The organism is Subtercola boreus, from assembly GCF_003399625.1.
GTDB lineage: Bacteria > Actinomycetota > Actinomycetes > Actinomycetales > Microbacteriaceae > Subtercola > Subtercola boreus_C.
This window is the reverse complement of record NZ_NBXA01000026.1, coordinates 354,452-380,700: the sequence shown is the minus strand read 5'-3', so window position 1 is coordinate 380,700 and position 26,249 is coordinate 354,452. Positions and strand designations below refer to the sequence as shown.

The following is a 26,249-nucleotide window of genomic DNA, read 5'->3' as shown; positions in this document are numbered from 1 at the left end:
CCTTGCGCCAGGCGACGGTATCCGTAGAGTCGAAAGTGCCGGCGGGATGCCCGGCCGATCTCGACTAGGGGGCGAGGATGCTGCGGACGGTCACACCTCGCACGGCCGGAATCGTCGCCATCGCCATCGGGGTGGCTCTCGCCGTCTGCGGGGGCTGGATGATCGCCTGGCCTCCGGTGAGCATCCTGGGCGCGATCGTGCTCGCGCCCGCAACGCTGCTGGTGGCGATCGGCTGCGTCTGGCTCGTGCGGCGCGTCTGGGATGAATCGTGGCCGCCGGATGTACGACCCGACCTCGCCAAGCGGCTGCGGATCCGGCGCGTGCTCCTCGTCGCCAGCGGCGTGCTTCTGCCGGTCGCGCTGGCCTACGGCATCTTCTCGGCGACACGCGGGGAGTGGGGATCGCTGGTGATCGCGCTGATCCTCGCCCTGAACGCCGCCACCAACCTGTCCGTGTACCGGCGACTGGGGCAGTAGACGAACCGAACAGCAGGAATGCTATTCTGAGCATCAGGTCGCGGCCGTGTCTGCGATGAGGGGGATGCACCTATCGGGGTGCCCTGTCAGGTTCGATTTCCTGAATCCTCCACCGATCCCGTGTGCTGAGCGGGTACACAATGGGTGCATGACACCGACCGAAGACATCGAACGCGGGGACTGGCTGCGCGCGCGGCTCGGCCGGTGGGGCACCGTGGGTGGAGTTGCCGGCACCGGGTTCGAGGCGTACACGCGGGTGCTGCATCCGGTTCCCGTCGACACCGAAATCAACGTCGACGGCCCGAACGGTCCCGTACGACTGTCGCCCCCGCCTGCTCGCCGCCGCGACAACGGCGGCCGGCCGGATCACTGTCGGGAACCGTTCGAGGGCCCCATGCCCCAGCTCATCTGGCCGGCGGACCACGCCTGGTTGGTGGCCTCCGAGATCGACTGGGACTCCACGATCGTCGCCGGGCCCCGCACGCTGATCGATGCTCTCCTCTCCATGTCGGCCATCGAGGCGCTCGAAGTCGGGGAGTCGGCCATCGAGACGCTCGAAGTCGGGGAGTCGGACAGCCTCATGTCGGATTCCGACCAGCTCAATCCCGCTGCCCGCTCCGGCAGAAGATGAAAGAGCTGAGCCGGTCCATGGGCGGGTTCAGGCCACGCGGCGAATATGCGACTCCGGGTTCGATGGGCTCGTTCGGGTGACGATGTAGCGTCCAGTGGCCGGGTTCCGCACAACGGTCTTGCCAGAGCGGCGAAGGTTCTCGGCGGCCCTCTCTGCCAGCTCTTCTGCGAGTTCGTGGGCCCGCTCGCTGTATCCACTCACGTCTGCCACCATCTCCTCCTTGTGCGAAAGGCCACCTGTGAGACAAGAATAACGTTCGCGACCCCTATTGCCATCTCATTGTCTTCGTCTCTGGACCACGGAGCATCGATGAGCGCCCGGAGAACTGAGAGTCCCATCTCGGAGTCTCCTTGGTCGGTGCTCACAGACTTGTCGCACGCCCAAGTGAAGCGGCCCCACCATTGCGAACGATCATCTGCAAACTGCTTTTGATCTCGATCGCGTCTGGAGTTGTGGAATGCGATCCATGCGGCGACCCCTGCGCCCACGACTGCAAGGCTGCCGCCGAACCCGGCAGACAGAATGAATTGACCCCACCACTGTCCGTCTGGGTAGGGCGGTGGAATCGAGCGTCCGATGATTGCGCCGACAATCGTGCAGACCAACGCGCCAGGCCATGCCTGTTTCAGATTTCTGGGATGGTGGGTCAACTGTGCTGCCTGTTCGAGAAATCGCCGTGGAGTATCGAGGCCACTTTACACGAGCATCACTCACTTAATTACTTCCGCTTGATCGGATGCGGTGAGTCGCGGCGCACCCACTCAGGGGGCGCGGGGCGCGATCACCCGGCGGGCGGCCTCGACGGCGGCTGTCGGGGTGCTGCTCGCCGCTCCGATCAGCTGGTTCATGGTGCGCGTTCCGCGAGGCGGTTTCGCCGTCGACCCCGAGGCCGTGCACATCGGCTGAGAGCCCTGCTGGGCAGACCCCGGACGCCCGGATGCCCGTCAGAACAGGGGCCACGGCACCGCGGGCATCTGCCCGCGGGGGCCGGGGAACTTCCCCGTCTGGAGCAGCCGGTCACAGCGTTGGCGGAGTGCCCGCCGTTCGCGGTCGGTGATCAGCTCCACAAGTGCCTCGCCGAGCGTCCAGTCGAGGTCGTCGCGCACGCGCTGCACGCCTTCGAGCTCGGCCGGGAGCAACTCGTCGCCGACGAAGCCCCAGAGCACGGTGCGGAGCTTGTGCTCCTCGTGGAACGTGAGGCCGTGGTCGACCCCGTAACGGTGCCCGCCCGGCATCGGCAGGATGTGGTTGCCCTTGCGGTCGGCGTTGTTCGTGATCACGTCGAACACGGCCATGTGCCGCAGCTCGGCCGAGTCCTCGTGGATGAGGGACACCGGACGATCGTGCTCGTCACGCCCGTCGAACACGTGACGCCACCCCGACTCCGGCATCGTTCCCCAGGAGACGAGGTCGACGGCATCCTGAGTCTCATCGACCTCCTGCCAGAGCTGCAGCATGCCCGCGCCGAGCGGGCCGTCGCCGAGCCAGGTGCGCGGAACCACGTTCCAGCCGAGCGACTCTGAGACGAGGTACGCCGCAGCTTCCCGGTTGGCGAGAGTGCCGTCGGGGAAGTCCCAGAGCGGCTTCTCACCCGAGAGGGGCTTGTAGACGACGGTGAGGTCGCCGAGCTGGGCGAGGAAGGTCGCGTTCGAGGCCGTCGTGATCCGCCCGGTGAGCTCCAGCTCGCCGCCCGGCGGAAGGGCCCCGCTCACGGTCAGAAGCCGCCGGGCATCACGCAGGTGTGGCCGTCGGGATCGACCGGGGTGCCGCAGAGGGGGCAGAGCGGCCGGCCGGCGCCGACGATCTCGAGCGTGCGCTTCGCGAACGCCCGGGCCGTGCCGACGGGGATGCGCACAACCATCATCTCCTCGGGTTCGAACACGCCCGCCTCGGGCGCTTCGCCGAGGTCGAAGGAGTCGTCGTTGTCGCCTGCATCGATCACCGGGAACGCTTCGATTACGACCTGCAGTGTCGACGGATCCCAGCCGAGGCTCATCGTTCCGGTGCGGAACTGCGAGTCGACAGGCTGCTCGAGCGGATCGTTGTCGACTAGCTCCACCGGCGTGGTGTCGGGGATGCTCAGGGGGTTGCCGTCTGCCGACATCAACTCGTCGAGGATCTCCTCGATCTTCTCGGCGAGAACCGCCGACTGCTCCTTCTCGAGCGAGACGCTCACGATGCGGGATCCGGTGCGCGCCTGCAGGTAGAACGAGCGGGAACCGGGCTGGCCGACGGTGCCGACGACGACCCTGTCGGGCCAGTCGAAGCCATGGACGATGGTGGGCATGCAGTCATTCTAAGCGCGGCCGGGCACCCTCTCCGCCCTGCCCGTGGGCCTTGCTTCGGGCCCCGCCCGATGCTCTACTCCGTGCCCGCGCCGCCACCGACGGCAGCATCGGCGGGGGCTTCGCTCTTCGCCAGCCAGGAGAGGTCGCCCGAGTCGGTGTTCGTCGACACCACGTCGGGCCGGTTCGCGCCGTAGCGCACGATCGAGAGGGATGCCGGACCCACGTTGATGCGCTGGAAGAGGTCGAGGTGCATGCCGAGGGCATCGGCCAGCACCGACTTGATGATGTCGCCGTGGCTGACGGCGACCCACACCGCGCCCGGGCCGTGTTCGGCCTCGAATTCCGCGTCGAGACGGCGGATGGCCGACACCGAGCGCGCCTGCATCTGGGCCAGCGACTCGCCGCCCGGGAACACCGCCGCCGAGGGCTGGGACTGGACGACCGACCAGAGCGGCTCCTTCGAGAGCTCGCTCAGCTTTCGACCCTGCCACTCGCCGTAGTCGCACTCGGTGATGGCCTTCTCGATGGGTGCCAGCGGAGTTCCCGGCTGGCTCGCAAGCAGGATGCGCGTGGTCTGGCGGCACCGTTCGAGCGGGCTCGACACCACGGCCACCACGGGAACGGCGGCGATTCGCGCCGCTGTGCGTCTCGCCTGCTCGATCCCCACCGCGTCGAGCCTGACCCCGGCGGTGCGGCCCGCCAGCACTCCGGATGCGTTCGCGGTGGTGCGGCCGTGCCGCACGAGGAGGACTGTGGCCATGACCCCAGCCTAGACACCGACGCGGCGGGTGCGGTTGGATGAGCGGATGAGTCCGCGAGCGATCTTCGTCGAGATCGACATCCGGTGTTCCCTCGATCGCGTCTGGGAGCTCACCCAGCAGCCGGAGCTGCACCCGCGCTGGGATGTGCGCTTCACCTCCATCACCCCGACGGGTTCGCTCGCCGGGGAGGGCTACCGGTTCCGTTACGAACGACGGCTTCCGCTTCACACGATCGTCGGCACGGGCACCTCCCTCGGCGAACGCAGCAGGCCGGACGGCACCCGCACCTCCGCGCTGCGGTTCACCACGGCCGATCCGTTGTCCCCGCTCGGCGACGGCCGCGGCTACTGGCGCTACCTGCCCACCGAGGCCGGGGTCACCTTCCTCACCGGCTACGACTACACGCCCGGGTGGGGCCGGCTGCTGGATGCCCTCCTCGTGCGGAGCCTCGTGGGCTGGGCCACGGCCTGGAGCTTCGACCGCCTTCGCATCTGGGCGGAGACCGGCGTCGAACCCGAGCGCTGGCCGCTGTGGTCGGTGCTGCAGGTGTGGCGACCGGGTCGTCCCCGGGCATCCCGCTGCCGTCGTGTTCCCCGCAGGGGCCGGCCGATGGATGCCGCACCGGCCACCCTCGAAACGCTGGAGGCTCCGTGACCAGCGTCTTCGAGCAGGCTCTCGGCGCCGACTTCCGACGGCTCTCACCGATGATGCAGAAACGTTTCGGGGTGGGGCTGGATGCCGGCTACGCCGCTGTGGGAACCGGCGTCATGTCGAGCATCCGCCGAGGCCCGTGGTGGGTGGTTCCGTTCCTCTGGATCGGTGCGCTCCGCAACATCCTGATCCCGGATGTCGGACAGAACGTACCGTTCACGATCGAGAACTACCCCTACCGCGACCCTTTCGGGCGGGAGACCGTGACGTTCGTGCGTCACTACCGCGTGCGCCGGCGGCCGAGCCGCTTCGACGCGACGATGGTGCTGCGCGAAGGCCGGATCCTCGACTATCTGGGCACCCACCAGCATCTGGCCGTCGACCTCGACCTCCGGGTCGATGACAGAGGCGGCCTCCGTCTCAGGTCGGGCCGGCAGCGATTCTACGAGGGGAGGTTCGTCTCGTTCCGGTTCCCGATGAACTTCAGCGGCACGGCCGAACTGCACGAATGGTTCGACGACTCAGCCGGCGTCTACCGGATCAGTATGCAGGTGCACAACAGGGTGCTCGGTTTTCTCTTCGGCTACGAGGGCGAGTTCACCTGCACGTTCCCGGAGGCCCACGACGCGCCGGAGCGCCTGAAGCCGGTGAGGCACGAACACCGCGGGTGAACTTGTTACGGTAGTTGCACAGTGACAATGACACGACGGCAGCTCCGCGAGCTCGCCATGCTCCAGGCGGCGGCCGTGCGGCCCGAGATCCAGGCGCTGCGGGCCATTGCTGTGCTCTCTGTGGTCATCTACCACCTCTGGCCGGCGGGGCTTCCGGGCGGCTTCGTCGGGGTCGACGTCTTCTTCGTGATCTCGGGTTTCCTCATCATCGGCCATCTTCTGCGGGAGGTCGATCGCACCGGGGGTGTGCGCCTGCTGCCGTTCTGGGCGAGGCGGGCCCGGCGGCTGCTGCCCGCCAGTCTCCTGGTGCTCGCCGTCACCGGGGTCGCGGTTCTCGCCGTGGTTCCCCAGGTGCAGTGGCAGCAGTTCTTCTCCGAGATCGCCGCCTCTGCCCTGTACGTGCAGAACTGGCTGCTCGCCCACAACGCGGTCGACTACCTTGCCGCCACGAATGCGTCGTCTCCCGTTGAGCACTTCTGGTCGCTGTCGGCGGAGGAGCAGTTCTACATCGCCTGGCCGCTGGTCATCGTCGGCCTCATCGCCGTCACCGGCCGCCTGAAGAGCACCGCGCCTCGCAGGTGGATCGTCGGCGGGCTCATTGCCATCACCGTCGCCAGCTTCGTCTACTCCGTCTTCGCGGTCGCGACCACTCCTGCAGCGGCCTACTTCGTCACCCCGGCTCGGGCGTGGGAGTTCGGTGCCGGTGGCATCCTCGCCCTGTTCACGAGGGTGTCCCCGAGCGCCCTCCCGTTCGTGCGGGCGGCAGCGAGTTGGATCGGGCTCCTCGTCATCGCGATCACTCTCGCCGCGTACACCGGGGCCACGCCGTTCCCCGGGCTCGGAGCACTGCCGCCGGTACTCGGCACCCTTCTCGTGATCTGGGCCGGCACGCCCGCCGTCTCGTGGGCACCGACCCTGCTGCTCCGGCTCAGACCCGTGCAGTGGATGGGCGACATCTCCTATTCGCTCTACCTCTGGCACTGGCCGTTCATCGTGCTCGTTCCGATCGCCCTTGCCCGGCCGCTGGGCTGGCGAACCCGTCTCGCCATCCTGGTCGTCTCGATCGTGCTCGCCTACGCGACCAAGCGGTTCGTCGAGGATCCGCTGCGGGTGCGGAAGAAGCTCACGTCGAAGCGGGCGTGGCAGTCCCTTGCGATCACCCTCGGCGGCACGGCGGTCGTGGCCCTCGGTGCATCCATCGCCTTCGCGCAGCCGGTCATCCAGAACTCCCAGTATTCGGCGAGCGTCGACGCGGCCATCCGGAGCGACCCGGGATGCACGGGAGCGCCAGCCGCACTCAGCCAGAACCACTGTGCGACACCGTTCGCGGTGACCAGCCTCACGAACCCGGCCTCGGCGGAGACCGACATCGGCCGTGGCGTGCAGTCCGTCGATGACTGCAAGCAGACGATCATGGCGGATGCGGTCATGACCTGCGACATCGGGGATGTCAGCACACCGACATCCACCGTCGCGTTGATCGGCGACTCGCATGCGGGCCAGTACCTGACCCCGCTCGACGAGTACGGGCAGGCCAACCACATCCACTTCGTCACCTACCTGAAGTCGTGGTGCAGCGGCACAGGAGCTGAGGGGGTGGCGAATCCCGGCTACGACGTGCCCGACCGGATCCGGTCGTGCACCGACTGGGGCAGGGCTGTGCTCGACAGCGTGAACCAGAACCCGGCGATCACCGCTGTGCTCTTCACGGACTTCACCCGCAGCTACCTCGAACCCCCGCCTGTCCTCGGGGGGCGGGCGATCGCCCCGGCCGACTTCGAGCAGGCATGGCAGCCGTTGCTCGCCTCCGGAAAGCGCGTCATCGCGCTCCGCGACCTGCCCAACGCCGACCAGCAGAAGGAGGATGTTCCCCAGTGTGTCGCGCTGCACCTCACAGACGACGACCCCTGCGCGGTGCCGAAGGCCATGGCGACGCTCGATCCCGCACAGGATCCGCTGGCGATCGCGGCGGCCCAGACGCCCGGCGTCTCGCTGGTGGACCTGACGGACACGTTCTGCGACGCCACCGTGTGCCACGTTGTGATCGGCGGGCTGATCGTCTATTTCGGCAGCAACCACATGACGCTCGAGTTCTCGCGCACCCTGGAGTCGATCGTCGGCCCGCAGATCTCCGGGGCCATCGGCCCGCGCTGACAGGGGGCCGATCGTCCGCTCATGTCGCCCGTAACGATGGGCTCTGGCGGAAATCCGTGACGAGTGTTCAAATGGTGCTGTACGGCGAACTCATCGCCGTTCGATCGGGACCACAAGTTCTGAGACCGTTACGACTCGCGCCTACCGGCAGAAGAGAACACCATGAGCAACAAAGATGTTGCATCGCTCGAGCGCATCGCGCCCGAGCTCGAACCACAGTCCATTCCGACACCCGAACGTGACGTCATCCGATTCGTGCAGAGCGACGGCACCCTCACCGAGCTGGGGCAGAGCCGCGGTGTGGATGTCGGATTCGCCCAGTCCCTCTACCGGGAGATGGTGCTGGCCCGGCGACTGGATGTCGAAGCGCTCGCGCTGCAGCGGCAGGGCGAACTGAATCTCTGGCTGCAGTGCGCGGGCCAGGAGGCGGCGCAGGTCGGATCGATCAGGGCTCTGGATGCGGCCGACATGGTCTTCCCGAGCTACCGCGAGCACGCCGCAGCTCTCTCCCGCGGCGTGACGGCATCGGAGCTGCTCTCCCCGTGGCGCGGGGCGAGCCACGCCGGCTGGGACGGCTCGGCCAGGCGGTTCCACCTCTACTCGCTCGTTCTGGGCACCCAGACCCTGCACGCCACCGGGTTTGCCGCAGGGTCCCGGCTGGCCGGCACCGACGACATCGTGCTCACCTACTTCGGCGACGGCGCGGCGAGCCAGGGCGACGTGAACGAGGCCCTCAACTGGGCGGCGGCGATGAAGCTGCCGGTGGTGTTCTTCTGCCAGAACAACCAGTGGGCCATATCCACCCCGTCCTCGTCGCAGATGGGAGCGCCACTGCACCAGCGGGCGGCGGGTTTCGGGATGCCCGCCTGGCATGTCGACGGCAACGACGTTCTCGCGGTGCACGCTGTCACCGAGGCGGCCGCCCTGCACGTGCGCTCCGGCCGGGGGCCGGCGTTCATCGAAGCCCAGACATACCGGATGGCGGGCCACAGCAGCTCGGACGACCCGGGGCGCTATCGGGGCGCCGACGAGGTGACGCTCTGGGGCGGCCGCGATCCGATCTCCCGCATGGCCAAGCTGCTCGGTGAGCTCGGCACGGCGGAGCAGTTCTTCGCCGGGCTGCGTGCGGAATCGGATGACTTCGCCCGCGACATCCGCTCCGCCTGCCTCTCGATCGAGCGGCCCCGCTTCGAGGAACTGTTCGGCAACGTCTATGCCGAACCGCATCCCGTGATGGAACGCGAGCGAGCCGAATTCTGCGCGCTCACCTCGATGCTGGACGCGGGGGTGTGACATGGAGACCATGACTCTGGGCGGAGCCCTCAACGCCGGTCTCCGCCGCGCCCTGGAGGCAGATGAGCGTGTCGTCCTGATGGGTGAGGACATCGGGCGCCTCGGCGGGGTCTTCCGCGTCACCGACGGGCTGCAGAAGCAGTTCGGGGCGAACAGGGTCATCGACACGCCTCTCGCCGAATCGGGGATCGTGGGCACGGCCATCGGGCTGGCCCTCCGGGGGTTCCGGCCGGTCTGCGAGATCCAGTTCGACGGCTTCGTCTACCCGGCCTTCGACCAGATCGTGAGCCAGCTGGCGAAGCTCCGCGCGCGATCCGGGGGACGCCTCACGCTGCCCATCGTGATCCGCATCCCGGGTGGCGGCGGCATCGGTGCGGTCGAGCACCACAGCGAGTCGAACGAGGCCTACTTCGCGCACACCGCCGGACTCCGGGTGGTGTCGTGTTCGAATCCGAACGACGCGTTCTGGATGATCCAGCAGGCCATCGCCAGCGAGGACCCGGTGATCTTCTTCGAACCGAAACGACGGTATTGGGACAAGGGCCAGGTCGAACCGCACGCAGATCTGCCCCTCCACGGTTCGCGGATGCTCGGGCGCGGCGACGACGCCCTCCTGGTGGCGCACGGGCCGAGCGTTGCGCTGGCGCTCGCGGCGGCGGCGGCAGCGCACGAGGACGGCTACTCAGTCGGCGTTCTCGATCTGCGGAGCCTGTCGCCGCTCGACCTGCCCACCCTCCTCGACGCCGCGAAGCGGAGCGGACGTGTCGTGGTCGTTCATGAAGCGAGCACGTTCGGCGGCATCGGGGCCGAGATCGCCGCCACCATCACCGAGCACTGCTTCGCCGACCTGAAGTCGCCTGTTCTGCGAGTCGGCGGGTACAACATCCCGTACCCTCCAGCCGGCGTCGAGAACGAGTTCCTGCCTGACATCGACCGCGTGCTCGTCGCGATCGACCGCTCGCTGTCGTTCCAGGTCGCCTCATGACGACCTCGGTGCTGGTCGGCAGCGGGCCGAGCGTCGCGGCGAGCCGGCGATTCCACCTCCCGATCCGGGAGTCCGCCGTGGCCGGGGTGGTGGCGGGTGCGCGGCCCTTCGCCGAGACGCGGGTTCCCATCCGTGGCATTCGGAAGGCGACCGCGGCGGCCGTCACCGCATCCGCGTTCACCGCACCGCACGTCACCGAATGGCTGACTGTCGACGTCACCTCCACGCTCGACGTCGTCGCCGAACTCCGTGCCGATCGCGGCTGGCAGGGCGTGCGGGTCACCCCGCTCCTGCTCGTGTCGCGGGCCCTGGTCGTCGCCGCGAAGAGGTTCCCCGGCATCAATGCGTCGTGGGACGAAGCGGCCCAGGAGATCGTCATCAAGCACGACATCAATCTCGGGATAGCCGCTGCCACTGAGCGCGGACTGCTCGTGCCGAACATCAAGGATGCGGGGCGCCTGGGCCTTCGCGAACTGGCCGAGAGTCTCGCCGACCTGGTGGCGACGGCCAGAGCAGGCACCACGGCTCCGGCGGCGCTCGCGCACGGAACGATCACGATCACGAACATCGGTGCGCTCGGCATCGACGCGGCAACCCCGATCCTCCCTCCCGGCGAGGCGGCCATCCTCGCCTTCGGCCGGATCAGGCCGATGCCGTGGGTCGTGGCAGACGAGGTCGTCGTGCGGCAGGTGGCGCAGTTCGCCCTCACGTTCGACCATCGCCTTGTCGACGGGGAGCTCGGGTCGAACGTGCTCGCCGAGGTGGGCAGCATCCTCACCGATCCCTGGCGCGCCGCGCTCTGACGCCCGTGCGCACGAGGAATGGCTCGGGGGGTGTCAGAGGCCGCGAGCGAACCCGATGCTCTCGCGAACCACGGAGAGGACGAACGTCAGCTCCCGCTCGTCGCGCGGGCCATAGATCATGAACTCGGTGCCGAAATCCTCGTACTGGTGGGGTTCGCCCCATCCCAGGTCGGTGAGTTCGGCGCCCCGCTCGGCGGGCAGGCAGAGGTGGATGCTCGTGTCCGTGACCCCGTGCAGATGCACAGGCTCGAGCCGCCTGCCGGGCGCCAGCGACGTCTCCGGCGCACGTTCGACCAGCTGGTCGGCCAGGAAGACGGCTCTGGATGATGGCGGCGAGACCTGGCTGTGACCCTCGACCACGCCATCCAGTTCGAAGACCGCGCCCACCAGCCGACCCCACAGCGCGGCCGGGGATCGTTCCGTCAGCTGCCTCTGGGGCCCTTCGCGGGAGACCTCCGGTCGCCCGCCCGTTCCTTTCGGTTCGTTCACCCGACAACGCTACCGCGGCGGTAGATTGGGCTCATGGACAACCGTGTCTCCCGAATCGCACTCATCGTCGTCGGCGCCATCGCACTCATCGTGGGCGCCGTGTTCGCCGGCCAGGGCGCGAACCTCATCCCCGGCAGTTCGATGACCGGTGACCGCATGTGGTTGTACATCGGTGTCGTCGTCGCGGTGGTCGGCGTCATCCTGATCGTGCTCGGACTCCGTCGAACGCGTCGAGGCCGCTAGAACACCGGCGGCCGAAGCCTCAGGGGCAGACGCGGAACCGACGCCCCCCGAAACCGACGATGTCGCCGGGCTGCAGCTGTCGCCCCCGGCGCCTGTCGATCTCTCCGTTCACGCTCACACGGCCGTCTGCGATGGCGTCCTTGACGAGGCCGCCGGAGTCGAGGAGCCCTGCGAACTTCAGGAACTGCCCCAGGCGGATCATCTCCCCGCCGATCGGGATGTCGTCGACGGGGCTCGGGTTCGTCATCCTGGAATCCTTCATCGCGCGCCCGCCGCGTCAGCGTTCCGGCCTTCTTCGGTGCTCATCGGGCGCGAGGCGCCGTCGGGGTGGTGCTGTCTTGTGGGGGGAACTCGCCCATGGTCAGTTCCGGGTCGGCCCCGGTCGGGTGGGGGAACCAGGCGAGGAACGTGACGCCTTCGTTCGTGGCATCGAATCGGGTAATGGTTGCGTTGCCGGGCTCGAAGAAGGTGTCTCCCGAGCGGAGGATCACCTCGTCCTGGTCGCCGACCCGGAAGTGGACCGATCCGGATTCGACGACGCCGAAGACGGGCCCGTCGTGCCAGTGCGCCCCGGGATGGATGCTCGGGGCAATGGTGATCCGGCGCACATCGACAGCGCTGAATCGTGCGGCGTCGCCGAGGTCGAGAGAGGCGAGCGTGACGCGTTCCACAGGGTTCTGATCCACCTGACGATCTTGCCACCGAAGCCGGGTTTTGAGCCACTCGGGTGTCAGGGGCGCGCGAGAAGCGTCACGCCGTCCGAGACGTCGACGATGCGGTAGCCGGCGGCCTGCGCTGAGGAGACGAGGCTGGTGAGAGCGTCGGCGTCGAGGGGGAACTGGTGAGGGATGGAGGTGTCGGCGACGATGAATCGGGGCTGGCTGGTTTCGATCGGGAGGATGCCGAGAAGGCTGACCTCGGTTCTGCCGGTGAGCTGCGGGGCGAGGGAGTTCGACGCCGCGACGGTGGCGCCGTCGGGAATCTTCGCCAGCACGCTGCGGGCCGCTGTCACGTGTGCCGTGGGCTGCCACAGAGTGGGGGAGAGAAGCTGTGCCAGCGGAGACACGGCAAGAAGTGCGGCCGTGGCCGCCAGGCTTGCCACGAGAACGAGCCGGTGCGCGGCGGCTGTCCATTGCGACGCTCTCGACAGCCGGACGAGCCCGTCGATGAAGGCGGCCGTCACGATGGGCACGAGTACAGCGTCATAGTGGAACGCGTTCCCCCAGTAGCCGGGGTTCTCGGAGAGGAACCGCCACGCCAGGGTCGGGATGACCAGAAGCACGATGGGCGAGCGCAACGCGATGAACGCTGTCGGCACCAGCAGTGTCAGAGCGGTGGTCACCTTGAGGTCGTTGGACATGAGGGTCACGAGCTGGGCGATGGCGCCGCCCGGCCCGAGCTGCCCGGTGTAGCTGTTCTGGCCGACAGGGTTGGAGAGAGGAATCACAACGTAGCTCTCCAGCACGGTTGCGGCCACGCCGAACAGGCCTGTCAGGACCCCGAGGCATCGCCCGGGCCGACCGGATCGGCCCGCCGTGACCGCGATCAGAGCGCCGATCCCCGCCACCGTCAATCCGAGGTCCTCCTTGACCAGAACCAGCGGTGCGGCCCAGAGCACCGCAACCGGGAATCGCCGGTTGCCGAGCGCCGTGAGGGAGAAGGAGAGAAGGGGAACCGCGAACGCGATCTCGTGGAAGTCGAAGGCGATCGCGTGCAGAAGGCCGCTCGACAGTCCGTAGCTGACCGCGACCACGAGCGCCGTTCGGAGACCCAGGCTGCGGGCAGCCCAGATCGTGAGGGGTACGACTCCGGCGGCGACCAGAACGGCCTGCGCGACGAGCAGCGTCTCGGGGCCGGGGAGGGCGAGGTACAGGGGAGCGAGGGTAGCCAGGAGCGGCGAGAAGTGGTCACCCAGCAGCGGATAGTCGATGCCCTTCAACAGCGATGACGGCAGTCTCCCTTCGGAGTAGGCACGCACCCCCTGGTCGAAGATTCCGAGGTCATACCCCGAGGTCAACAGCTGGGCGTGTCGACGGAGGGAGAGGGTTGCGAAGAGCACGGCGAACACCACCGCACTTCCCCAACCCAGACAGCGCGCACTGTCGAACAGAATCGCCCCTCGGATTCGGGCGCGGCGAACATCCTGGGCGGAAGGGGCGGCGGGTGGATGTCGGTGGGCCATGTTCCGAGGGTGGGCGCGGGTTGCTGACCTCTTACTGACGCGCCCTGACTTTCCCGTCAGGTTCGTTCGGGGCGCGGGGTGGGAGACTGGGGCAATGCGCATCCTGGTCGTCGATGACGAGCGGGCCTTCGCCGGAATTCTCTCCGTCGGGCTCACCGCCGAAGGTTTCACAGTGGATACCGTCTACGACGGGCGCTCCGGCTACCTGATGGCAGCGACCGGCGCCTATTCCGTGATCGTTCTCGACCTGATGCTGCCGCAGCTCAGCGGCTTCGCGGTCTGTGCCCGGTTGCGCGCGGAGGGCGTCATTACGCCGGTCATTGTGCTCACCGCCAAGAACGGCGAGTTCGACGAGGTCGAGGCCCTGGAGAGCGGGGCGGACGACTACCTGCGAAAGCCCTTCAGCTACCCCGTGTTGGTCGCGCGCATCCGTTCCCTTCTCCGCCGCCCCGCTGCAATCGCCGAGAACGAGATCTCCGTCGGCGACCTCGTTCTGGATGTCGCCCGACGGCGGGTTCGGCGCGCAGGAACGCCGATCGACCTCAGCGGGCGTGAACGGGACATCCTCGAGACGTTGATCCGGGCCGCGGGCACCGTGGTGTCTAAGGCGACCCTGCTCGGGGAGGTCTGGCCGGGCGAAGCGGAAGACGTGAACCTCGTCGGGGCGAGGGTCAGCGTGCTGCGCCGCAAAATCGACGCACCGTTCCGTCGGCGTTCCCTCGAGACCGTCCGCGGTGCCGGCTATCGCCTCGTCGACGATCGCCCCGCGGCCGACCGTCACGCCGAAAGCTCCGGATGACGGCCGTGCGCCTGCTCGGCCGTCTCACCATCGCGGTGCGCATCGCGCTGATCGCGGGCATCCTCGCCTCGGTCCTGCTGGTGAGCGGAGCGCTCCTGGTGCGCGCGGGCCTGCATTCGGCCCAGATGACCGCGACAGAGCAGTTGGCCGCGGTTCAAGCCTCCCAGATCATCGACGCGACCCGCCAGAACGTGCGCCTGTCGGGTGCGTTCGGGTCTCTGCCCTACGAACTCGTCCGCACCGATGGGGCGAGAATCTCTTCGTCCCCGGAGATCGTGGAGGCGGAGAGCGGAGGCCCGATCATGCCCCCTCCGACCGGCGAAGCATCGCAGCGAGGGGGAGAAGTGTTCACGGCCACGATCCCGGCGGGGCCGCTGGCGGGGCAGACCCTGACCGCGGTCAGCAGCACGCTCCGGGCGTCGAGCATCCTCGTCGGCGCAGACGGAGATCTTCCGGGTGGTCCGGTCGCCGACCTCGACCTCACGGCGTATCGGGCCTACGTCTTCGTCACCACGACGGCCGCGGACCAGGCCGTGGCCGCCATCGATCCGTTCCTCTGGGCGGGAGTGGTCCTGGCAGTCGTGCTGTTGGCGGGCACGGCGCTGATAACCGCGAGCCGATCCCTCCGTCCTGTCGATGAGATGCGGCGCGCGGCCGATGCGATCCCGGGGACCCCCGATGGTGCCCGGGTTGCCGTCCCCGACTCCGATGACGAGCTGAGGGCCCTGGCCACGACCCTCAACGCGCTGTTCACCAGGATCGATGAGTCGGCCCTCCGGCAGAAGCGTTTCACCGCGGATGCTGCCCACGAACTGCGGAGCCCCATCTCGTCGCTCCTCACGGCCCTCGACGTCGCCGAGGCTCACCCCGATGCGATCTCGGCAGAGTGGACGCTGGCCCACGTTCGCGCGGAAGCCCGACGTCTCGAGGGCCTCGCGCACGACCTCCTCGAACTCGCGGCAGCCGGTGCCGGCCAGTCGCCGGAGCCGGGGATGCGCACCGACGCCACGGCCGTTCTGCGGGACGCCCTGGCGGATGTCGCGGCCCGGTCTTCACGCACCGACGTTCGGCTGGAGCATCCGGCGCCGACCGAAGCGGCGTCGGTGTGGCTCGGGACCCGGGAGCTCCGTCAGGTGCTCGTCAATCTGCTCGACAACGCCTTCCGGCACGCTCGCACCTCCGTCCGCATCCAGCTGGAGGTCGACGGCGACACGTCAGCGGTGTGGATCGAGATCGCGAACGATGGCGCGCCGATTCCGGGCGACGACCAGGCACGGATCTTCGAACCCTTCGTTCGGCTCGATGAGTCGCGTTCGCGGGACACCGGGGGAGCGGGGCTCGGACTGGCGATCGCCTCGGAGATCGTCGAGGCGGCAGAGGGCACGCTCACCGTCAACTCGATGCCCGCCCGCACGACGTTCACCGTCATCCTTCCGCAGTGATCGCACCGAACAGGTGCCTCAGCATCCGTTGAGAGACCGGTCAGGAGGCGTACGGCACGATCCGGTTGACGATGAGGTCGATCCGGGCACTCTGGTGCTCGGGTCGGAGCCGGGCGTTGGTGTTGAGGGTGATGAGTCCGTGGAGTGCCGCCCAGAGCGCCTCGGTGAGGAGCTCGAGATCGTCATCGCCGGCTCTCGGCGCGATTGACGCCCTCAACTCGGCGAAGGCGGCCGACGGCTCCGGGTGGGCGCCCTCACCGAAGGGCAGGCGGGAGGCCCGGGTGAACATTGCTTCGTAGAGCGCCGGAGAGTCGGTGGCGAATGTCGCGTAGCGAATCGCCACGGCGTGCACGGCATCCGAAGCAGCCACAGACCCAGGCGCGCCTGCGGCCAGTCGCGCCTCCCGGAGGGCCTCGGCAAGTTCTGCGAAGCCTTCCAGCGCCACCGCGTCGGTGATGTCGTCGAGCGAACTGAAGTGCTTGTAGATGACGGGCTGGCTGTATTCGATCTCTGCCGACAGTCGCCGCGTGGTCACGGCTCCCCAGCCCTCTCGCTCGGCGATCGCTCGCGCCGTCTCCGTGATCAGACGCCGACGTGCTTCCTGGTTGCGCGCACGGCGTTCTTCGATGCCCATACGTCACTGTAGCAGCGCTAGCCTTCAAAGCGTCGCTATTGACGCGGTCGATCCCACGGACTAGCGTCATCAGAAGTTAGCACTGCTAGCACTCAGGGAACGAGAAGGAATCATGAACTCAGAAACAGTGATCGCCGCCAGTGCCGCCATCGCCGCCGTCGTCGGAGTGGGCGTCGTCTTCGGAACGGATGCGTTCTGCGCTCTGGTTCTGCGCCCGGCTCTCGCACGCGTCGATGACGCAGCGCTGGCCACGGTGATGGGCAACGTGCATCGCTACGGAGACAGGCGGATGCCCGTCCCCGGGGTGATCGGGTTGGTGGGCTCCGCGGCTTCCGCCGTTCTGGCGGCCTTCGCGGGCGCCCCCGACGCGGCCGTCGCGTCCGGCGTCGCCTTCGTTCTGCTGGTCATCTGGCTCGTGCTCTACACGCGCGTCAGTGCCCCGATCAACCGGATCCTGACGGCGGCAGCTGATCGTGGGGAGACGCTCAGCAACACTCGTGCGCTCCAGGCGGGATGGGATCGCATCATCGTGCTGAGGGCCTCTCTCCAGGGCCTGGCGCTGCTTGCGTTGGCGATCGCCCTCATCCTGCTCTGACCGACCCTCGAACATATAAAGGCTCCTCATGCTCCTCGACGAGAACGACCCCCGCTACGCTGCAGTAACCCGCCCCCACACCTCTTCCGTCAGCCAGCATCCCGTCCGCGTAGCGATCATCGGCACCGCCGCAGACCTGCCCGTCGCCCTGCGCGAAGTCGCCGCGCTGGAACGCTCTGTCGGAAGGCCGCTCCGGGTCGTCCCGCAGGCCACTGGCCACGGGGCGGGAGCGCTCGTCGACGAGAGTGTGGTGATCTTCGACACATCGGCACTGACGGAGGTGTCGATCGATCCGGATGCCCGCACCGCTCGGGTGGGAGCCGGTGCCACGTGGTCGGCGGTGAATCGAGAGGCCCAGAAGCACGGGCTCCTCGGGCTCGCCGGCTCCGCACCATCCGTCGCCGTCTCCGGGTACACCTTCGGTGGCGGGATCGGATGGCTCGCCCGCCGTGACGGGCTCGCGAGCGGTTCCCTCCGCGCCGTGCACTACGTCGACAGCGACGGCCGGCTCCGCATCGCCCGCGATGACGCCGAAGACGAAGTGGACCGTGAGGCGATCTGGTCGTTCCGCGGAGCAGGCGGTGTCGGCATCGCGCACACCCTGGAATTCGACCTCGTGCCGGCTCCCGACCTCCACGCCGGCGCGCTCCTCTGGCCGGTCGACGCGCTTCCCGAACTCGTCGCCGTGTGGTCCCGCGTGATCTCCTCCGTCGGCGCAGGCGTGTCCTCGAGCCTCTCGGTGCTCCACGTTCCGCCGCTGCCCGCGTTCCCCGAGGAGCTCCGCGGAAAGCCGGCCCTGCACCTCGCCCTTGCCGACCCGGACGGCCCCGCCTCGGCTCTTCCCCTGATCGAGGCCCTGTGCGACATCGCGGAGCCCGTGATGAACACGTGGGGCCCCACCGATGCGGCCGGGCTCGCGCGCATCCACCTCGACCCTCCGGCCGCCACACCGGCCGTCGGCGATGCCCGCTGGCTCGATGCCTCGACCCCGCAGATCGCCGCGCAGTTGTTCTCCGAGGCGCTCACGGATGACGCGGCGGTCGTGATGGTCGAACTCCGCCACCTCGCCGGCGCCCCGGCCTCGACGCGAGACGGGGCGGTCGTCGCCCCGCCCGGTCACTTCATCTACCATGCTGTCGGGTCGCTCGACCTCTTTTCGCGCGACCGTATCGATGCCACCTTCGTCCGGCTCCGATCGGTGTGGTCGAGCGCCGACGCGGGCACCGCCCCCGGCTCCTGGATCGAAGGCGCCCCCCACGTGCCTCACGCTCTTTCCGAAGACCTCCGTGCGCGAGCCGGATCCATCGCAGACGTCATCGACCCGCAGCACCGCTTCCTCCGGTCACGCCTGCTCGGCTGAGCTCACGGCGTTTCCCCTTCGCGCGCTGAGCGCGTCGACGGTCGCTGCGTTGTCATCGGTGATGATGACCAGGTCGGTGAGCCGGGGGAGGTCGACGGTCACGACAACGGCGGGCTGCCCGTAGCGGTAGCACCACCACGACCGGCCTGTTCTGCCGCGCATGTATCCGGCGCGAAGGGTCAGCGTTCCCGTTCCGCCAACCCGGATCCGAACCGGCACCACGAGGGTCGGATCCGGCACGACGCGCGCCGAGATGACAGCCGCATGCGGTATCTCGAGGCGGCGCCGCAGGCTGAAGAACTTCCACCGACCGCGCGGAGTGATCGCGAGAACGGTGTCGGTGATCACCGTGTCGACCGTTCCGCGGCGTCGGGGCGTCACGCCGACTTCGGGTCGAGGATGTACAGGCCCGCGATGGTCTGGTCATCGCGGAAGGTGATTCTCGCGATGAAGTCACCCGCCTCGAAGGCCAGAGGCGTGTTCGTGATCGTCACGTCCGCCGCCCGCGCGGATTCGGTCGCTCCCTGCGCCTCGAAGGATCCTGCCTGGCCGACGATCTGCGCCCACGCCGCGCTGAGGGCGTCGACAGGCAATCCCTCCCGCATCTTCGGATCGAACCGGGCGGCGACGTCACCCCATCTGCCCGCCGCGAGGTCGTCGATCACCGTGTTGGCCAAGCCGATGGCCTCGGGAAGGGGTGTGGTGTTCATGGGTGCTCCTGTTCGTGGATCGATCGACTTGCCGTATCGCTGGAACGCCGCCTGTCGGGTGACGCCCAGTGCGTCACCGATCTCCTGCCAGCTCGTTCCGTCTTCTCGTGCCTGCCGGACGGCGGCCACCACGATCTGTTCCGAGGTGGCCCGCATCTCGATGGCGTCCAGGATGAGCCGGGTGCGGTCGTCCGGATCGTTTCGCACTGGCGCAGCGCGAAGAGCGTCCGACTGCTGCCGAAGCAGCGCCAGAAGCTGTGTCATGTTTGCTTGCACATGTAAACAATACATTTACGGCTTCTGGCGCGCAAGGCACGTTCAGGACCGAACGAGCCGACGAGCCGACGTATCGGCGGGCGGTCTGTTACCCCGAGGCCCGTGATGCGCGTCGGCGCCTCACGTGCATCAGCAGTGCGCCGCCGGCCGTCAGCAGCAGGAGCGCCGAGGCGATCCCGACTGCGGGCAGCTCGGCTCCGGTGTTCGCCAGTGTCTCCGAGTGCGCGCCGCCACCGATGGCGATGGTCGGGTCCGACGCTCCGGTGCTCGGTGCAGGGGCTTCGGCGACACCTTCGATGTCGAAGTCGAAGGCCACCGGATCCGATTCGCGGGTTCCCAGTGCCTGCACGACCGACGCCTCATAGGCGCCGGAGGGCAAGGCCTCCGGGAGCACGATCGACCAGGTTCCGTCTTCGTCGATGACGTCGGTGCCCGCGATGCTGCCGGCCATCCGCACCTCGGCGCCGGGGTGCCCCGTTCCCGAGAACGTCGTCAACCGTGTCTGGGCAGGCAGTGATCCCTCGGGTGCGTCGGTGAGGGTGAGGGTGGTCAGGTCGGCGCGAGCGGTCAGCCACTGGGACTGGTCGATGACGTGATCGACGATCCGCGTCTCTCCGATGCAGCCGTTCCAGCCTGCTCCCGGGGTGTTGCGGTCCATGCCCGCGCCCATCAGCCACGGGGCATCCGGTACGAAGCTCTGGCCCACGGTGTCGGTTGCATTGCGAAGCACCGGAGCGCCATTGACGTACATGGTGGTGGTGCGATCGGCCGGATCGTTGATGATCGCCACGTGCATCCAGGTGTCGAGCTGGATCTCACCAGACCAGTTGACCCGGTCGCCGAGACCGGGTTCGTTCGGGATCACGCTCCACTGGAACTCTTTCAGGTTCGACACGCCCAGAACGACCGGTCCGCCGTTGCCCCACTGGTCGTAGGGAACGCCGGGCATCTCATTGCGGTTGCCGGCCCGGATGAGCGCCATCATCCACTGGTTGTCGTCTGCGGTCCACGAGGGGTCGATCTTCAGGAACGACTCGATCGTGTAGCCGTTGTCGAACGATTCGTTGTTGACCGGGGCGTCACTCGCCGTGGCGAGGTAGCTGTACCGCGAGTCGTTGCGATCGGCGTTCGCGAAGCAGACGCTCGCATCATCCGACGACAGGTAGGCGTGGTCGGAGCCGATGGTGACGTCTCCGACCTCGGCGTTCGCCGCACCCGAGTCGGCGATGCTGGCTCTGGCGAGGTCGTTGCCGCCCGCGACATCCGTCACCGTCTGGCCCTCAGCCACCACTCCGGAGTCTCCGGTGAAGCGCCAGTGAGCGAGCGTGCCTGCGACATCGACGTAGTCCTCGGTGTTGCCGGGTGCTTCGGTGGAGGTCGGGTCGGGCCCGGTGAAGCCGTCGAGCAGGATGTCGCGTGCCTTGTCCGAGAGAGAGGGCTGGGTCCCAGCGCCGATCGTGAAGGCGGGGTCGAAGCTCTCGAAGCGTGCCGCGAAGTCCATAGGCACCTCGAACTGCTGGTTGACGCCCTCGAGGAAGGGCTGGTCGTAGCTGGTGAGCGTCTCCTGCGGCTTCCAGGTGACCCAGGGTGAGGCGGTCTGCACGTTGATGCTGTTGTTGCTGAGGTCGAATTCGAACAGGCCGAGGTAGCCATCGCCACCCTCGTAGGCCATCTGGTAGTCGATCACGATCTGGGTGACGGAGTGGCCGAAGTCGTTCGTCTTCACGAGGTGGGATTCGCCGTGGAAGTGCCCGTTGATGGTGAGGAAGATCTGGTCGTTGGTCGTGATCAGCTTGTCCCAGAGCTCGAGACCGTATTCGGTCTCCTTCGGCGAGATGGCATCGGAATCGATGTCGATCACCTGGTGGGTGGTGAGGATGACCGGGACCGTCGGGTGCGCATCGATCACCGAATCGGCCCAGGCGATCGTCGCATCCGACACGCGCCAGCTGAGGGCGAGCACCATGTACTGCTGGCCCTCGGCCTCGAACAGGTGGTACTGGCTCATGCCGGTGGGATCGCTGCCCTCATACGTCGAAACCTCCTTCGCCCGGTCGGGTCCGAACCATTTCAGGAACGGCTCCTGGCTGAGGTCGTAGGAGGTGTCGTCGAGGTCGTCGTTGGAGTCCCGCACGTCGTGGTTGCCGGGTGCCGTCGAGTACGGGAGATCGGCGTCGTCGAGGGTCTTGATCGCGTTGTCGGCGGCGACCCACTCGTTCTCCTGCCACGACTGGTCGACGATGTCCCCGAGGCCGGTGACGAACGGGATGTTGAGCGCGTCACGGTTCTTCGTGAGCCACTCTGTCTGCACCTGGAACGGGTCTTTGCCGTAGCGGGGCTGGAACTGGTCGGCGGAGTATCGCGAGTAGAACTGCGTGTCGGGCAGGACCGCCAGCGTGAAGCGCGAGCCGAGATCGTCGGCAGGAGCGGCCTGGGCTGCCGGGGCGGCGTCGGCTGCGGGAACGCCCGCGAGCAGAGACAGGCCGACGGCGCCGATCACGACGGCTGCGCCGAGACGGATCCTTCCGGCTGACGAGAATGGACGGGTGACTGCGAAAGGCATGTGATTCCTTGTGGGCTGCATCGTCTGTCAGGTAACTCTCAATCAAGAGCCCCTGAACCTTCGCAGACGCACAGGAATGGGGTGTTGCAACCGCATGAACATCGGGCGCCGCGGGCAGGATCCGGGAGGTCGACCTTCCGTTCGCGTGCTGCCCCATACTGGAGGCATGGCCCGTGCTCTTCTTCTCGTTGACATCCAGCTCGACTACTTTCCCGGAGGCGCGTTCCCTCTTGTCGAGCCGGAGGCCGCGGCCGCAGCCGCGCGCACCGTCCTGAACGCGTTCCGCCTCTCGGGCGAACCCGTCGTTCACATCTTTCACGTCGCCACGGACTCCGATGCGACATTCTTCCTGCCTGGAACGCCCGGAACAGCCTTTCACCCGAGCGTCGAACCCCTCGAAGGTGAAACGGTCCTCGAGAAGCACGAGCCGAACAGTTTCCTCGGCACGGGGCTCCAGGGCATCCTCGATGGCGCGGGAGTCACCGATCTGGTGATCGTCGGAATGATGAGCAGCATGTGCATCGATTCCACCACCAGGGCCGCCCACGAACTCGGCTTCACCTGCACCGTGATCTCCGATGCCTGCGCTGCGCCCGACCTGCGCCTCGGAGAGACGACCGTTCCGGGGGCGAGCGTGCACGCCGCGTTCCTGGCGGCTCTCGACGGAAGCTTCGCGACCGTCACCCGCGCCGCCGACTTCCGCTGACAGGCCCGCGCTAGGTGGCGCCGGCGCCGAGCGCCGGGAGGAGGACGTCGTCGATCACGGCCACGAAGAAGTCCCGGTGGATGACTCCGCCGCTGGTGCTCGAACGGTGGGAACTCATCGCGGGGATGACGTCGGCCAGGATCGGCACACGGGACGCCAGCTGCGGGGGGATCTCTCCGCGGTCGATGGCGCGTTCGAGGATGCGCCGGTACACGTCGACATACGGCTCCGTGATCTCGAGGCGGATCGCGTCGGACAGCGCCGGGGAGCTTCGCGCGGCGGAGAGGAGGCCCGCGAAGATCACGATCCGCCGGGCGGGCCCGCCGAGCCAGGGTGAATCGACGACGGCGAGCAGGTCCGACCGCAACGTGCCTTCGTCGGGAAGCTCTGCGACTTCGGGGGGCTGCCCGATCGAGCGGGTCGCGGCGAGCACGAGGTCGTCTTTCGTGGCCCACCGGCGATAGATGGTGGTCTTCGCCTTCCCAGTGCGGGCCGCCACGTCATCCAGCGTGACGCGTTCGTAGCTGCGTTCGGCGAGCAGGTCGAGGGTCGCGGCCAGGATCAGCGCGTCACCGGAGCGATCGTACGGACGGCCGGCGTGCGGATCGGTCGTCTTCGTGGTGCCTGTCGGCGGGGTTTCGCTGGCCATGAGGCCACGGTACCCGAAGGAACACCTATTACGCTACTGAGGAGTAGCGTAATAGGGTGTGCAGTCGAACGGTTGCCGGGAACGAGGAGAAGAGAATGAAGATCAAGGATTCCGTGGTCATCATCACGGGTGCGTCATCCGGTATCGGAGCCGCGACCGCGCGAGCCGCCTCTGCTGCGGGAGCGCGGGTGGTTCTGGCCGCCCGGCGTGAGGATCGCGTGCGGGAGCTCGCCGATCAGCTCGACAGGGCGCTCGGGGTGCGCTGTGATGTCACCGATCCCGCTCAGGTGGCCGCCCTGGGGCAGGCCACGCTCGACGCGTTCGGGCGCGTCGACGTGCTCATCAACAACGCCGGCCAGGGTGTGCAGGCTGGAGTGGAACAGCTCTCGCTGGATGACTTCCGCGGCATCCTCGAGCTGAATCTGGTGGCACCGCTCTCGACGATGCAGGCCGTGCTGCCGGTCATGCGCCTGCAGGGTTCCGGCGCCATCGTCAACGTCAGCTCAGGGACGACTTTCGCCGATGTTCCGGGAACGGGCGGCTACGTCGCGTCGAAGATCGCGCTCGAACGTCTGTCGGCCGTCGCCCGGAATGAGCTCGAGGGCACCGGGATCGTCGTCTCCACGATGATCCCCTTCGCGACGAGCACGGAGTTCCTGAGCTCCATCAGAGCAGGCCGCGCTGATGCCGAGACGATGACGGCCGGGGCGGTCTTCGATGAGCCCGAGCGGGTGGCTGAGGCGATCCTCGAGCTGGTCGAGAGCGGCGAGCCTCAGCTCGACCTCGTCCCGTCCGCCTATGGAGGAACGCGCTGAGACCTCGCCGGCGATCAGCCCCAGAAGGCCCGCACGGCCTCGACGACGAGATCGGCCTGGCGCCGACCGGCCTCCGCGGAGGCACGCCGTGTGTGCATCAGGAGGGGGTTCTCTCCGAACGCGAGCGTGCTCTCTTCATCGGCCTCGACGACGAACACGTCGCTGATGCCCCTGAGGGTGTCGATGGTGACGGGCAGGGTCGGGCCGGTGCCGCTGACGGGGGGCTCGGGGGAGCAGGCGATCACCAGGATGCTCGCGCAGTCGGCGGCGACGTCGGCGTTCGCTGACGAGCGCATTCCGCCGTCCATGTACGGATGGCCGCCGATGGTGATCGGCTTGAAGACCCCCGGCACGGCGCAACTGGCGGCGACCGCGCTCGTGAGTTCGGCATCCGAATCGCGGTCGAAGACGGTGAAGTGACCGGTCTCGGCCTCCACGGCGGTGATACGGAGTTCGCCCTCTGGCCACTCTTCGCTGGGCAGAAGGGGAGCGATACGGGCCAGGCTCTCCCTGTCGTCGGATCGCTGGTAGTCCTCGAGGGCCAGCTCGCCGATCGTGCGCCTGGCGGCCGCCTCGCCCTCGGTGCTCGCGATGCCCGCCATGATGGCCTTCATCGTGCGGGAGAGGTCGCGATCCTCGGCTCCCGCAGGCGAGGGGTCTGCCACGGGGCGATCCTCGTCGCTGTCGGCCATCAGGGCGGCGAAGGTGTCGTCGAGGGTTCCGGCGCGGAGGTTGACCCCGACGACCGATCCGGCCGACGTTCCGACGATCACATCGGCGGCCTGCAGGTCGATGCCGTGCTTCAGCAGCCCGGTCAGCAGCCCGGTCTCCCACGCGATACCGGCAACGCCGCCTCCGCTCAGAACGATGGCGCGGCGCGGGCCGCTCTGGTCGGGCCGGGTGTCTTCGTCGCTCATGCTCCAACGCTACTCCTCGCAGCAGAGGGGTGCGGAGGTTTGCGGCTGCGGGGGCCCACCGGCATGATGAACGAGGTGGCGCCGGAGACCGGTGGCCCCCTCGACAGGCATGGGGCCCGGATGCACGACGACACTCTTCTCGCCATCATCTACCGCGGGCGCCCGACGACGGTGCGGGAGCTCGCCTCACTCTCCCACCTGACGGAGGCCGAGGCGCGGGCGGAGGTCCTCGACCTGCGCGAACGAGGACTTCTCGGCGGGGACGGTGACGAACTGGCGTATGACAACCCGGCGCTCTGGGCCGCCCAAGCGGTTTCGGAGCGGTCGGCGGCACTTCGCCGGGACGCCCATGAGGCTCTGGCTGCGCTCGAACAGATCGTCGTCGACCTACCGGAGATGCTGCGGAACTGGTCGGTGGGGGAGACCTCGTCCGATCCTGTTCCGGTGATCACCCGCCACGGCCGTCACGCCAGCGAGGACCTCTGGTACGACGTCGTGCGCCGTGACGGCGGAACGCTCGACGCTGTGCTGCCGGAGGTCGACCGCTTCCTCCACCCGTCACCCGAACGCGCCGAACAGTTCGGCCGCGCACTGGCAGCCAAAGACGCCGTACGTGTCATCATGCCGACCTGGGCGGCCGACGATGAGGCTGCCATCCTCCGCATGAAGAACTACCGCGCCGCCGGTGTCGAATACCGGCTGCTGGATGCTCCGTCGAGCTGGTTCTGGGTGGATGGTGACCACCTCGCCGTTCCGTTCGAGTGGGGAGAGAGTCGTCCCACCAGCGTGCTCGGCATTCGGAACGCTGCGCTCGCGGGAATGGCGACACAGTATTTCGAGGAGCTGTGGCAGAAGGCCGAGCCGGCCGAGCCAGCCGGCAACACCTGGACGCCGCTGCTCAGACTCATGCGCACCGGCATCACCCTCGACACCGCCTCACGCCGGGTGGGCATCAACCCCCGAACCGGCAGGCGCAGGATCGCATCCGCCATGGAGCACTACGGCGTCTCGACCCTCTTCGCACTCGGCGTGGCGTGGGCCGCCGACTCGTCGACCGCGAATGGCACCGCCGCCCTCTAGCGGACGTGTCCGCAAGAGGATCTTGTCGGAGGCCGAAGCGGCCCGGCACACTGACTTGGCTCACCACTGTGGTCGG

The 26,249-nt window shown here is 68.0% G+C and carries 31 protein-coding genes; 17 read left to right on the top strand and 14 right to left on the bottom strand.

Annotation, left to right across the window (positions count from 1 at the left end; genetic code table 11):
* Positions 1-77: 77 nt before the first annotated feature.
* On the top strand, positions 78-476 hold the full coding sequence (locus B7R21_RS15300) for a hypothetical protein (protein ID WP_116284088.1): 399 nt from the start codon (positions 78-80) through the stop codon (positions 474-476).
* A gap of 148 nt (positions 477-624) precedes the next feature.
* Positions 625-1,107, top strand: coding sequence for a hypothetical protein (locus B7R21_RS15295; RefSeq protein WP_116284087.1), 483 nt, complete (start codon positions 625-627; stop codon positions 1,105-1,107).
* A 27-nt stretch (positions 1,108-1,134) separates the two neighbouring features.
* Here the strand turns inward: B7R21_RS15295 and B7R21_RS15290 are convergent, their stop codons facing one another.
* Entirely contained in the window at positions 1,135-1,317 is a 183-nt protein-coding gene (locus tag B7R21_RS15290; RefSeq protein ID WP_147305910.1) for a hypothetical protein, read from the bottom strand.
* A gap of 531 nt (positions 1,318-1,848) precedes the next feature.
* Here B7R21_RS15290 and B7R21_RS20200 point away from each other — a divergent pair.
* On the top strand, positions 1,849-2,013 hold the full coding sequence (locus B7R21_RS20200) for a hypothetical protein (RefSeq protein ID WP_172592201.1): 165 nt from the start codon (positions 1,849-1,851) through the stop codon (positions 2,011-2,013).
* Between the two features lie 38 nt (positions 2,014-2,051).
* On the opposite strand, the gene B7R21_RS15285 is transcribed toward B7R21_RS20200, so the two are convergent.
* From B7R21_RS15285 to B7R21_RS15275, 3 genes are all read right to left on the bottom strand, one after another.
* Positions 2,052-2,819: an SCO1664 family protein gene (locus B7R21_RS15285; protein ID WP_116284085.1), complete on the bottom strand. Its 768-nt coding sequence runs from the start codon at positions 2,817-2,819 to the stop codon at positions 2,052-2,054.
* A 2-nt stretch (positions 2,820-2,821) separates the two neighbouring features.
* Positions 2,822-3,394 carry a DUF3090 domain-containing protein gene (locus B7R21_RS15280; protein ID WP_116284084.1) on the bottom strand — a complete coding sequence of 191 codons (573 nt, stop codon included), beginning with the start codon at positions 3,392-3,394 and terminating at the stop codon, positions 2,822-2,824.
* 74 nt (positions 3,395-3,468) lie between these two features.
* Positions 3,469-4,155, bottom strand: coding sequence for an MSMEG_4193 family putative phosphomutase (locus B7R21_RS15275; RefSeq protein WP_116284083.1), 687 nt, complete (start codon positions 4,153-4,155; stop codon positions 3,469-3,471).
* A gap of 46 nt (positions 4,156-4,201) precedes the next feature.
* Here B7R21_RS15275 and B7R21_RS15270 point away from each other — a divergent pair, with 46 nt between their 5' ends.
* The 6 genes from B7R21_RS15270 (at position 4,202) to B7R21_RS15245 (ending at position 10,713) form a co-directional block, all read left to right on the top strand.
* Complete coding sequence (locus B7R21_RS15270; RefSeq protein WP_116284082.1) at positions 4,202-4,810, top strand: SRPBCC family protein; 609 nt, start codon at positions 4,202-4,204, stop codon at positions 4,808-4,810.
* Positions 4,807-5,478: a DUF4166 domain-containing protein gene (locus tag B7R21_RS15265; protein ID WP_116284081.1), complete on the top strand. Its 672-nt coding sequence runs from the start codon at positions 4,807-4,809 to the stop codon at positions 5,476-5,478. Before B7R21_RS15270 ends, B7R21_RS15265 begins: the two co-directional genes overlap by 4 nt.
* Before the next feature lie 27 nt (positions 5,479-5,505).
* Positions 5,506-7,632 carry an acyltransferase family protein gene (locus B7R21_RS15260; protein WP_116284080.1) on the top strand — a complete coding sequence of 709 codons (2,127 nt, stop codon included), beginning with the start codon at positions 5,506-5,508 and terminating at the stop codon, positions 7,630-7,632.
* 162 nt (positions 7,633-7,794) lie between these two features.
* Complete coding sequence (locus B7R21_RS15255; RefSeq protein WP_116284079.1) at positions 7,795-8,925, top strand: thiamine pyrophosphate-dependent enzyme; 1,131 nt, start codon at positions 7,795-7,797, stop codon at positions 8,923-8,925.
* Between the two features lies 1 nt (position 8,926).
* Complete coding sequence (locus B7R21_RS15250) at positions 8,927-9,910, top strand: alpha-ketoacid dehydrogenase subunit beta (RefSeq protein WP_116284078.1); 984 nt, start codon at positions 8,927-8,929, stop codon at positions 9,908-9,910.
* The gene (locus tag B7R21_RS15245; protein WP_116284077.1) at positions 9,907-10,713 is read left to right on the top strand and encodes a 2-oxo acid dehydrogenase subunit E2; all 807 of its coding nucleotides are present in this window, start codon (positions 9,907-9,909) and stop codon (positions 10,711-10,713) included. Before B7R21_RS15250 ends, B7R21_RS15245 begins: the two co-directional genes overlap by 4 nt.
* A gap of 33 nt (positions 10,714-10,746) precedes the next feature.
* Here B7R21_RS15245 and B7R21_RS15240 read toward each other — a convergent pair whose 3' ends face one another.
* Complete coding sequence (locus tag B7R21_RS15240; protein ID WP_253259840.1) at positions 10,747-11,202, bottom strand: luciferase domain-containing protein; 456 nt, start codon at positions 11,200-11,202, stop codon at positions 10,747-10,749.
* Positions 11,203-11,235: 33 nt separating this feature from the next.
* Between B7R21_RS15240 and B7R21_RS15235 the strand changes: the two genes are divergently transcribed.
* Positions 11,236-11,445: a hypothetical protein gene (locus B7R21_RS15235; protein WP_116284075.1), complete on the top strand. Its 210-nt coding sequence runs from the start codon at positions 11,236-11,238 to the stop codon at positions 11,443-11,445.
* Between the two features lie 19 nt (positions 11,446-11,464).
* On the opposite strand, the gene B7R21_RS15230 is transcribed toward B7R21_RS15235, so the two are convergent.
* From B7R21_RS15230 to B7R21_RS15220, 3 genes are read right to left on the bottom strand one after another with little or no spacing between them, the layout of a single operon-like run.
* Positions 11,465-11,692, bottom strand: coding sequence for an RNA-binding S4 domain-containing protein (locus B7R21_RS15230; RefSeq protein ID WP_116284074.1), 228 nt, complete (start codon positions 11,690-11,692; stop codon positions 11,465-11,467).
* A 55-nt stretch (positions 11,693-11,747) separates the two neighbouring features.
* Positions 11,748-12,131 (bottom strand): cupin domain-containing protein, encoded by a 384-nt coding sequence (locus B7R21_RS19770; protein ID WP_172592199.1) that lies wholly within the window; start codon positions 12,129-12,131, stop codon positions 11,748-11,750.
* Between the two features lie 44 nt (positions 12,132-12,175).
* Complete coding sequence (locus B7R21_RS15220) at positions 12,176-13,504, bottom strand: DUF2079 domain-containing protein (RefSeq protein WP_216364256.1); 1,329 nt, start codon at positions 13,502-13,504, stop codon at positions 12,176-12,178.
* Positions 13,505-13,721: 217 nt separating this feature from the next.
* Here B7R21_RS15220 and B7R21_RS15215 point away from each other — a divergent pair, with 217 nt between their 5' ends.
* Both B7R21_RS15215 and B7R21_RS15210 read left to right on the top strand, forming a co-directional pair.
* On the top strand, positions 13,722-14,426 hold the full coding sequence (locus B7R21_RS15215) for a response regulator transcription factor (RefSeq protein ID WP_116284071.1): 705 nt from the start codon (positions 13,722-13,724) through the stop codon (positions 14,424-14,426).
* Positions 14,423-15,868 carry a sensor histidine kinase gene (locus B7R21_RS15210; RefSeq protein ID WP_116284070.1) on the top strand — a complete coding sequence of 482 codons (1,446 nt, stop codon included), beginning with the start codon at positions 14,423-14,425 and terminating at the stop codon, positions 15,866-15,868. The genes B7R21_RS15215 and B7R21_RS15210 overlap by 4 nt, the downstream gene beginning before the upstream one ends.
* A gap of 40 nt (positions 15,869-15,908) precedes the next feature.
* Here the strand turns inward: B7R21_RS15210 and B7R21_RS15205 are convergent, their stop codons facing one another.
* Positions 15,909-16,502, bottom strand: coding sequence for a TetR/AcrR family transcriptional regulator (locus B7R21_RS15205; protein ID WP_116284069.1), 594 nt, complete (start codon positions 16,500-16,502; stop codon positions 15,909-15,911).
* 112 nt (positions 16,503-16,614) lie between these two features.
* Between B7R21_RS15205 and B7R21_RS15200 the strand changes: the two genes are divergently transcribed.
* Complete coding sequence (locus B7R21_RS15200; RefSeq protein ID WP_116284068.1) at positions 16,615-17,097, top strand: DUF1772 domain-containing protein; 483 nt, start codon at positions 16,615-16,617, stop codon at positions 17,095-17,097.
* A gap of 28 nt (positions 17,098-17,125) precedes the next feature.
* Positions 17,126-18,457 (top strand): FAD-binding oxidoreductase, encoded by a 1,332-nt coding sequence (locus tag B7R21_RS15195; protein ID WP_116284067.1) that lies wholly within the window; start codon positions 17,126-17,128, stop codon positions 18,455-18,457.
* Here B7R21_RS15195 and B7R21_RS15190 read toward each other — a convergent pair.
* From B7R21_RS15190 to B7R21_RS15180, 3 genes are all read right to left on the bottom strand, one after another.
* Entirely contained in the window at positions 18,440-18,838 is a 399-nt protein-coding gene (locus B7R21_RS15190; RefSeq protein ID WP_116284066.1) for a hypothetical protein, read from the bottom strand. The two genes, B7R21_RS15195 and B7R21_RS15190, sit on opposite strands and share 18 nt — an antisense overlap.
* Positions 18,835-19,431 carry a DUF3887 domain-containing protein gene (locus B7R21_RS15185; RefSeq protein ID WP_116284065.1) on the bottom strand — a complete coding sequence of 199 codons (597 nt, stop codon included), beginning with the start codon at positions 19,429-19,431 and terminating at the stop codon, positions 18,835-18,837. The genes B7R21_RS15190 and B7R21_RS15185 overlap by 4 nt, the downstream gene beginning before the upstream one ends.
* A 100-nt stretch (positions 19,432-19,531) precedes the next feature.
* Positions 19,532-22,006, bottom strand: coding sequence for a cell wall anchor protein (locus tag B7R21_RS15180; protein WP_116284064.1), 2,475 nt, complete (start codon positions 22,004-22,006; stop codon positions 19,532-19,534).
* A 166-nt stretch (positions 22,007-22,172) separates the two neighbouring features.
* Between B7R21_RS15180 and B7R21_RS15175 the strand changes: the two genes are divergently transcribed.
* Positions 22,173-22,712 carry a cysteine hydrolase family protein gene (locus tag B7R21_RS15175; RefSeq protein WP_116284063.1) on the top strand — a complete coding sequence of 180 codons (540 nt, stop codon included), beginning with the start codon at positions 22,173-22,175 and terminating at the stop codon, positions 22,710-22,712.
* Between the two features lie 10 nt (positions 22,713-22,722).
* Here B7R21_RS15175 and B7R21_RS15170 read toward each other — a convergent pair whose 3' ends face one another.
* A complete protein-coding gene (locus B7R21_RS15170; RefSeq protein ID WP_116284062.1) occupies positions 22,723-23,361 on the bottom strand; it encodes a TetR/AcrR family transcriptional regulator in 639 nt (212 codons plus the stop codon).
* Between the two features lie 95 nt (positions 23,362-23,456).
* On the opposite strand from B7R21_RS15170, the gene B7R21_RS15165 reads away from it, so the two are divergent.
* Positions 23,457-24,176 carry an SDR family NAD(P)-dependent oxidoreductase gene (locus tag B7R21_RS15165; RefSeq protein ID WP_116284061.1) on the top strand — a complete coding sequence of 240 codons (720 nt, stop codon included), beginning with the start codon at positions 23,457-23,459 and terminating at the stop codon, positions 24,174-24,176.
* A gap of 14 nt (positions 24,177-24,190) precedes the next feature.
* Here B7R21_RS15165 and B7R21_RS15160 read toward each other — a convergent pair whose 3' ends face one another.
* Positions 24,191-25,093 carry a patatin-like phospholipase family protein gene (locus B7R21_RS15160; protein WP_116284060.1) on the bottom strand — a complete coding sequence of 301 codons (903 nt, stop codon included), beginning with the start codon at positions 25,091-25,093 and terminating at the stop codon, positions 24,191-24,193.
* A gap of 120 nt (positions 25,094-25,213) precedes the next feature.
* Here B7R21_RS15160 and B7R21_RS15155 point away from each other — a divergent pair, with 120 nt between their 5' ends.
* Positions 25,214-26,173, top strand: a complete 960-nt coding sequence (locus B7R21_RS15155; RefSeq protein ID WP_147305909.1) for a hypothetical protein — start codon at positions 25,214-25,216, stop codon at positions 26,171-26,173.
* Positions 26,174-26,249 lie beyond the last annotated feature (76 nt).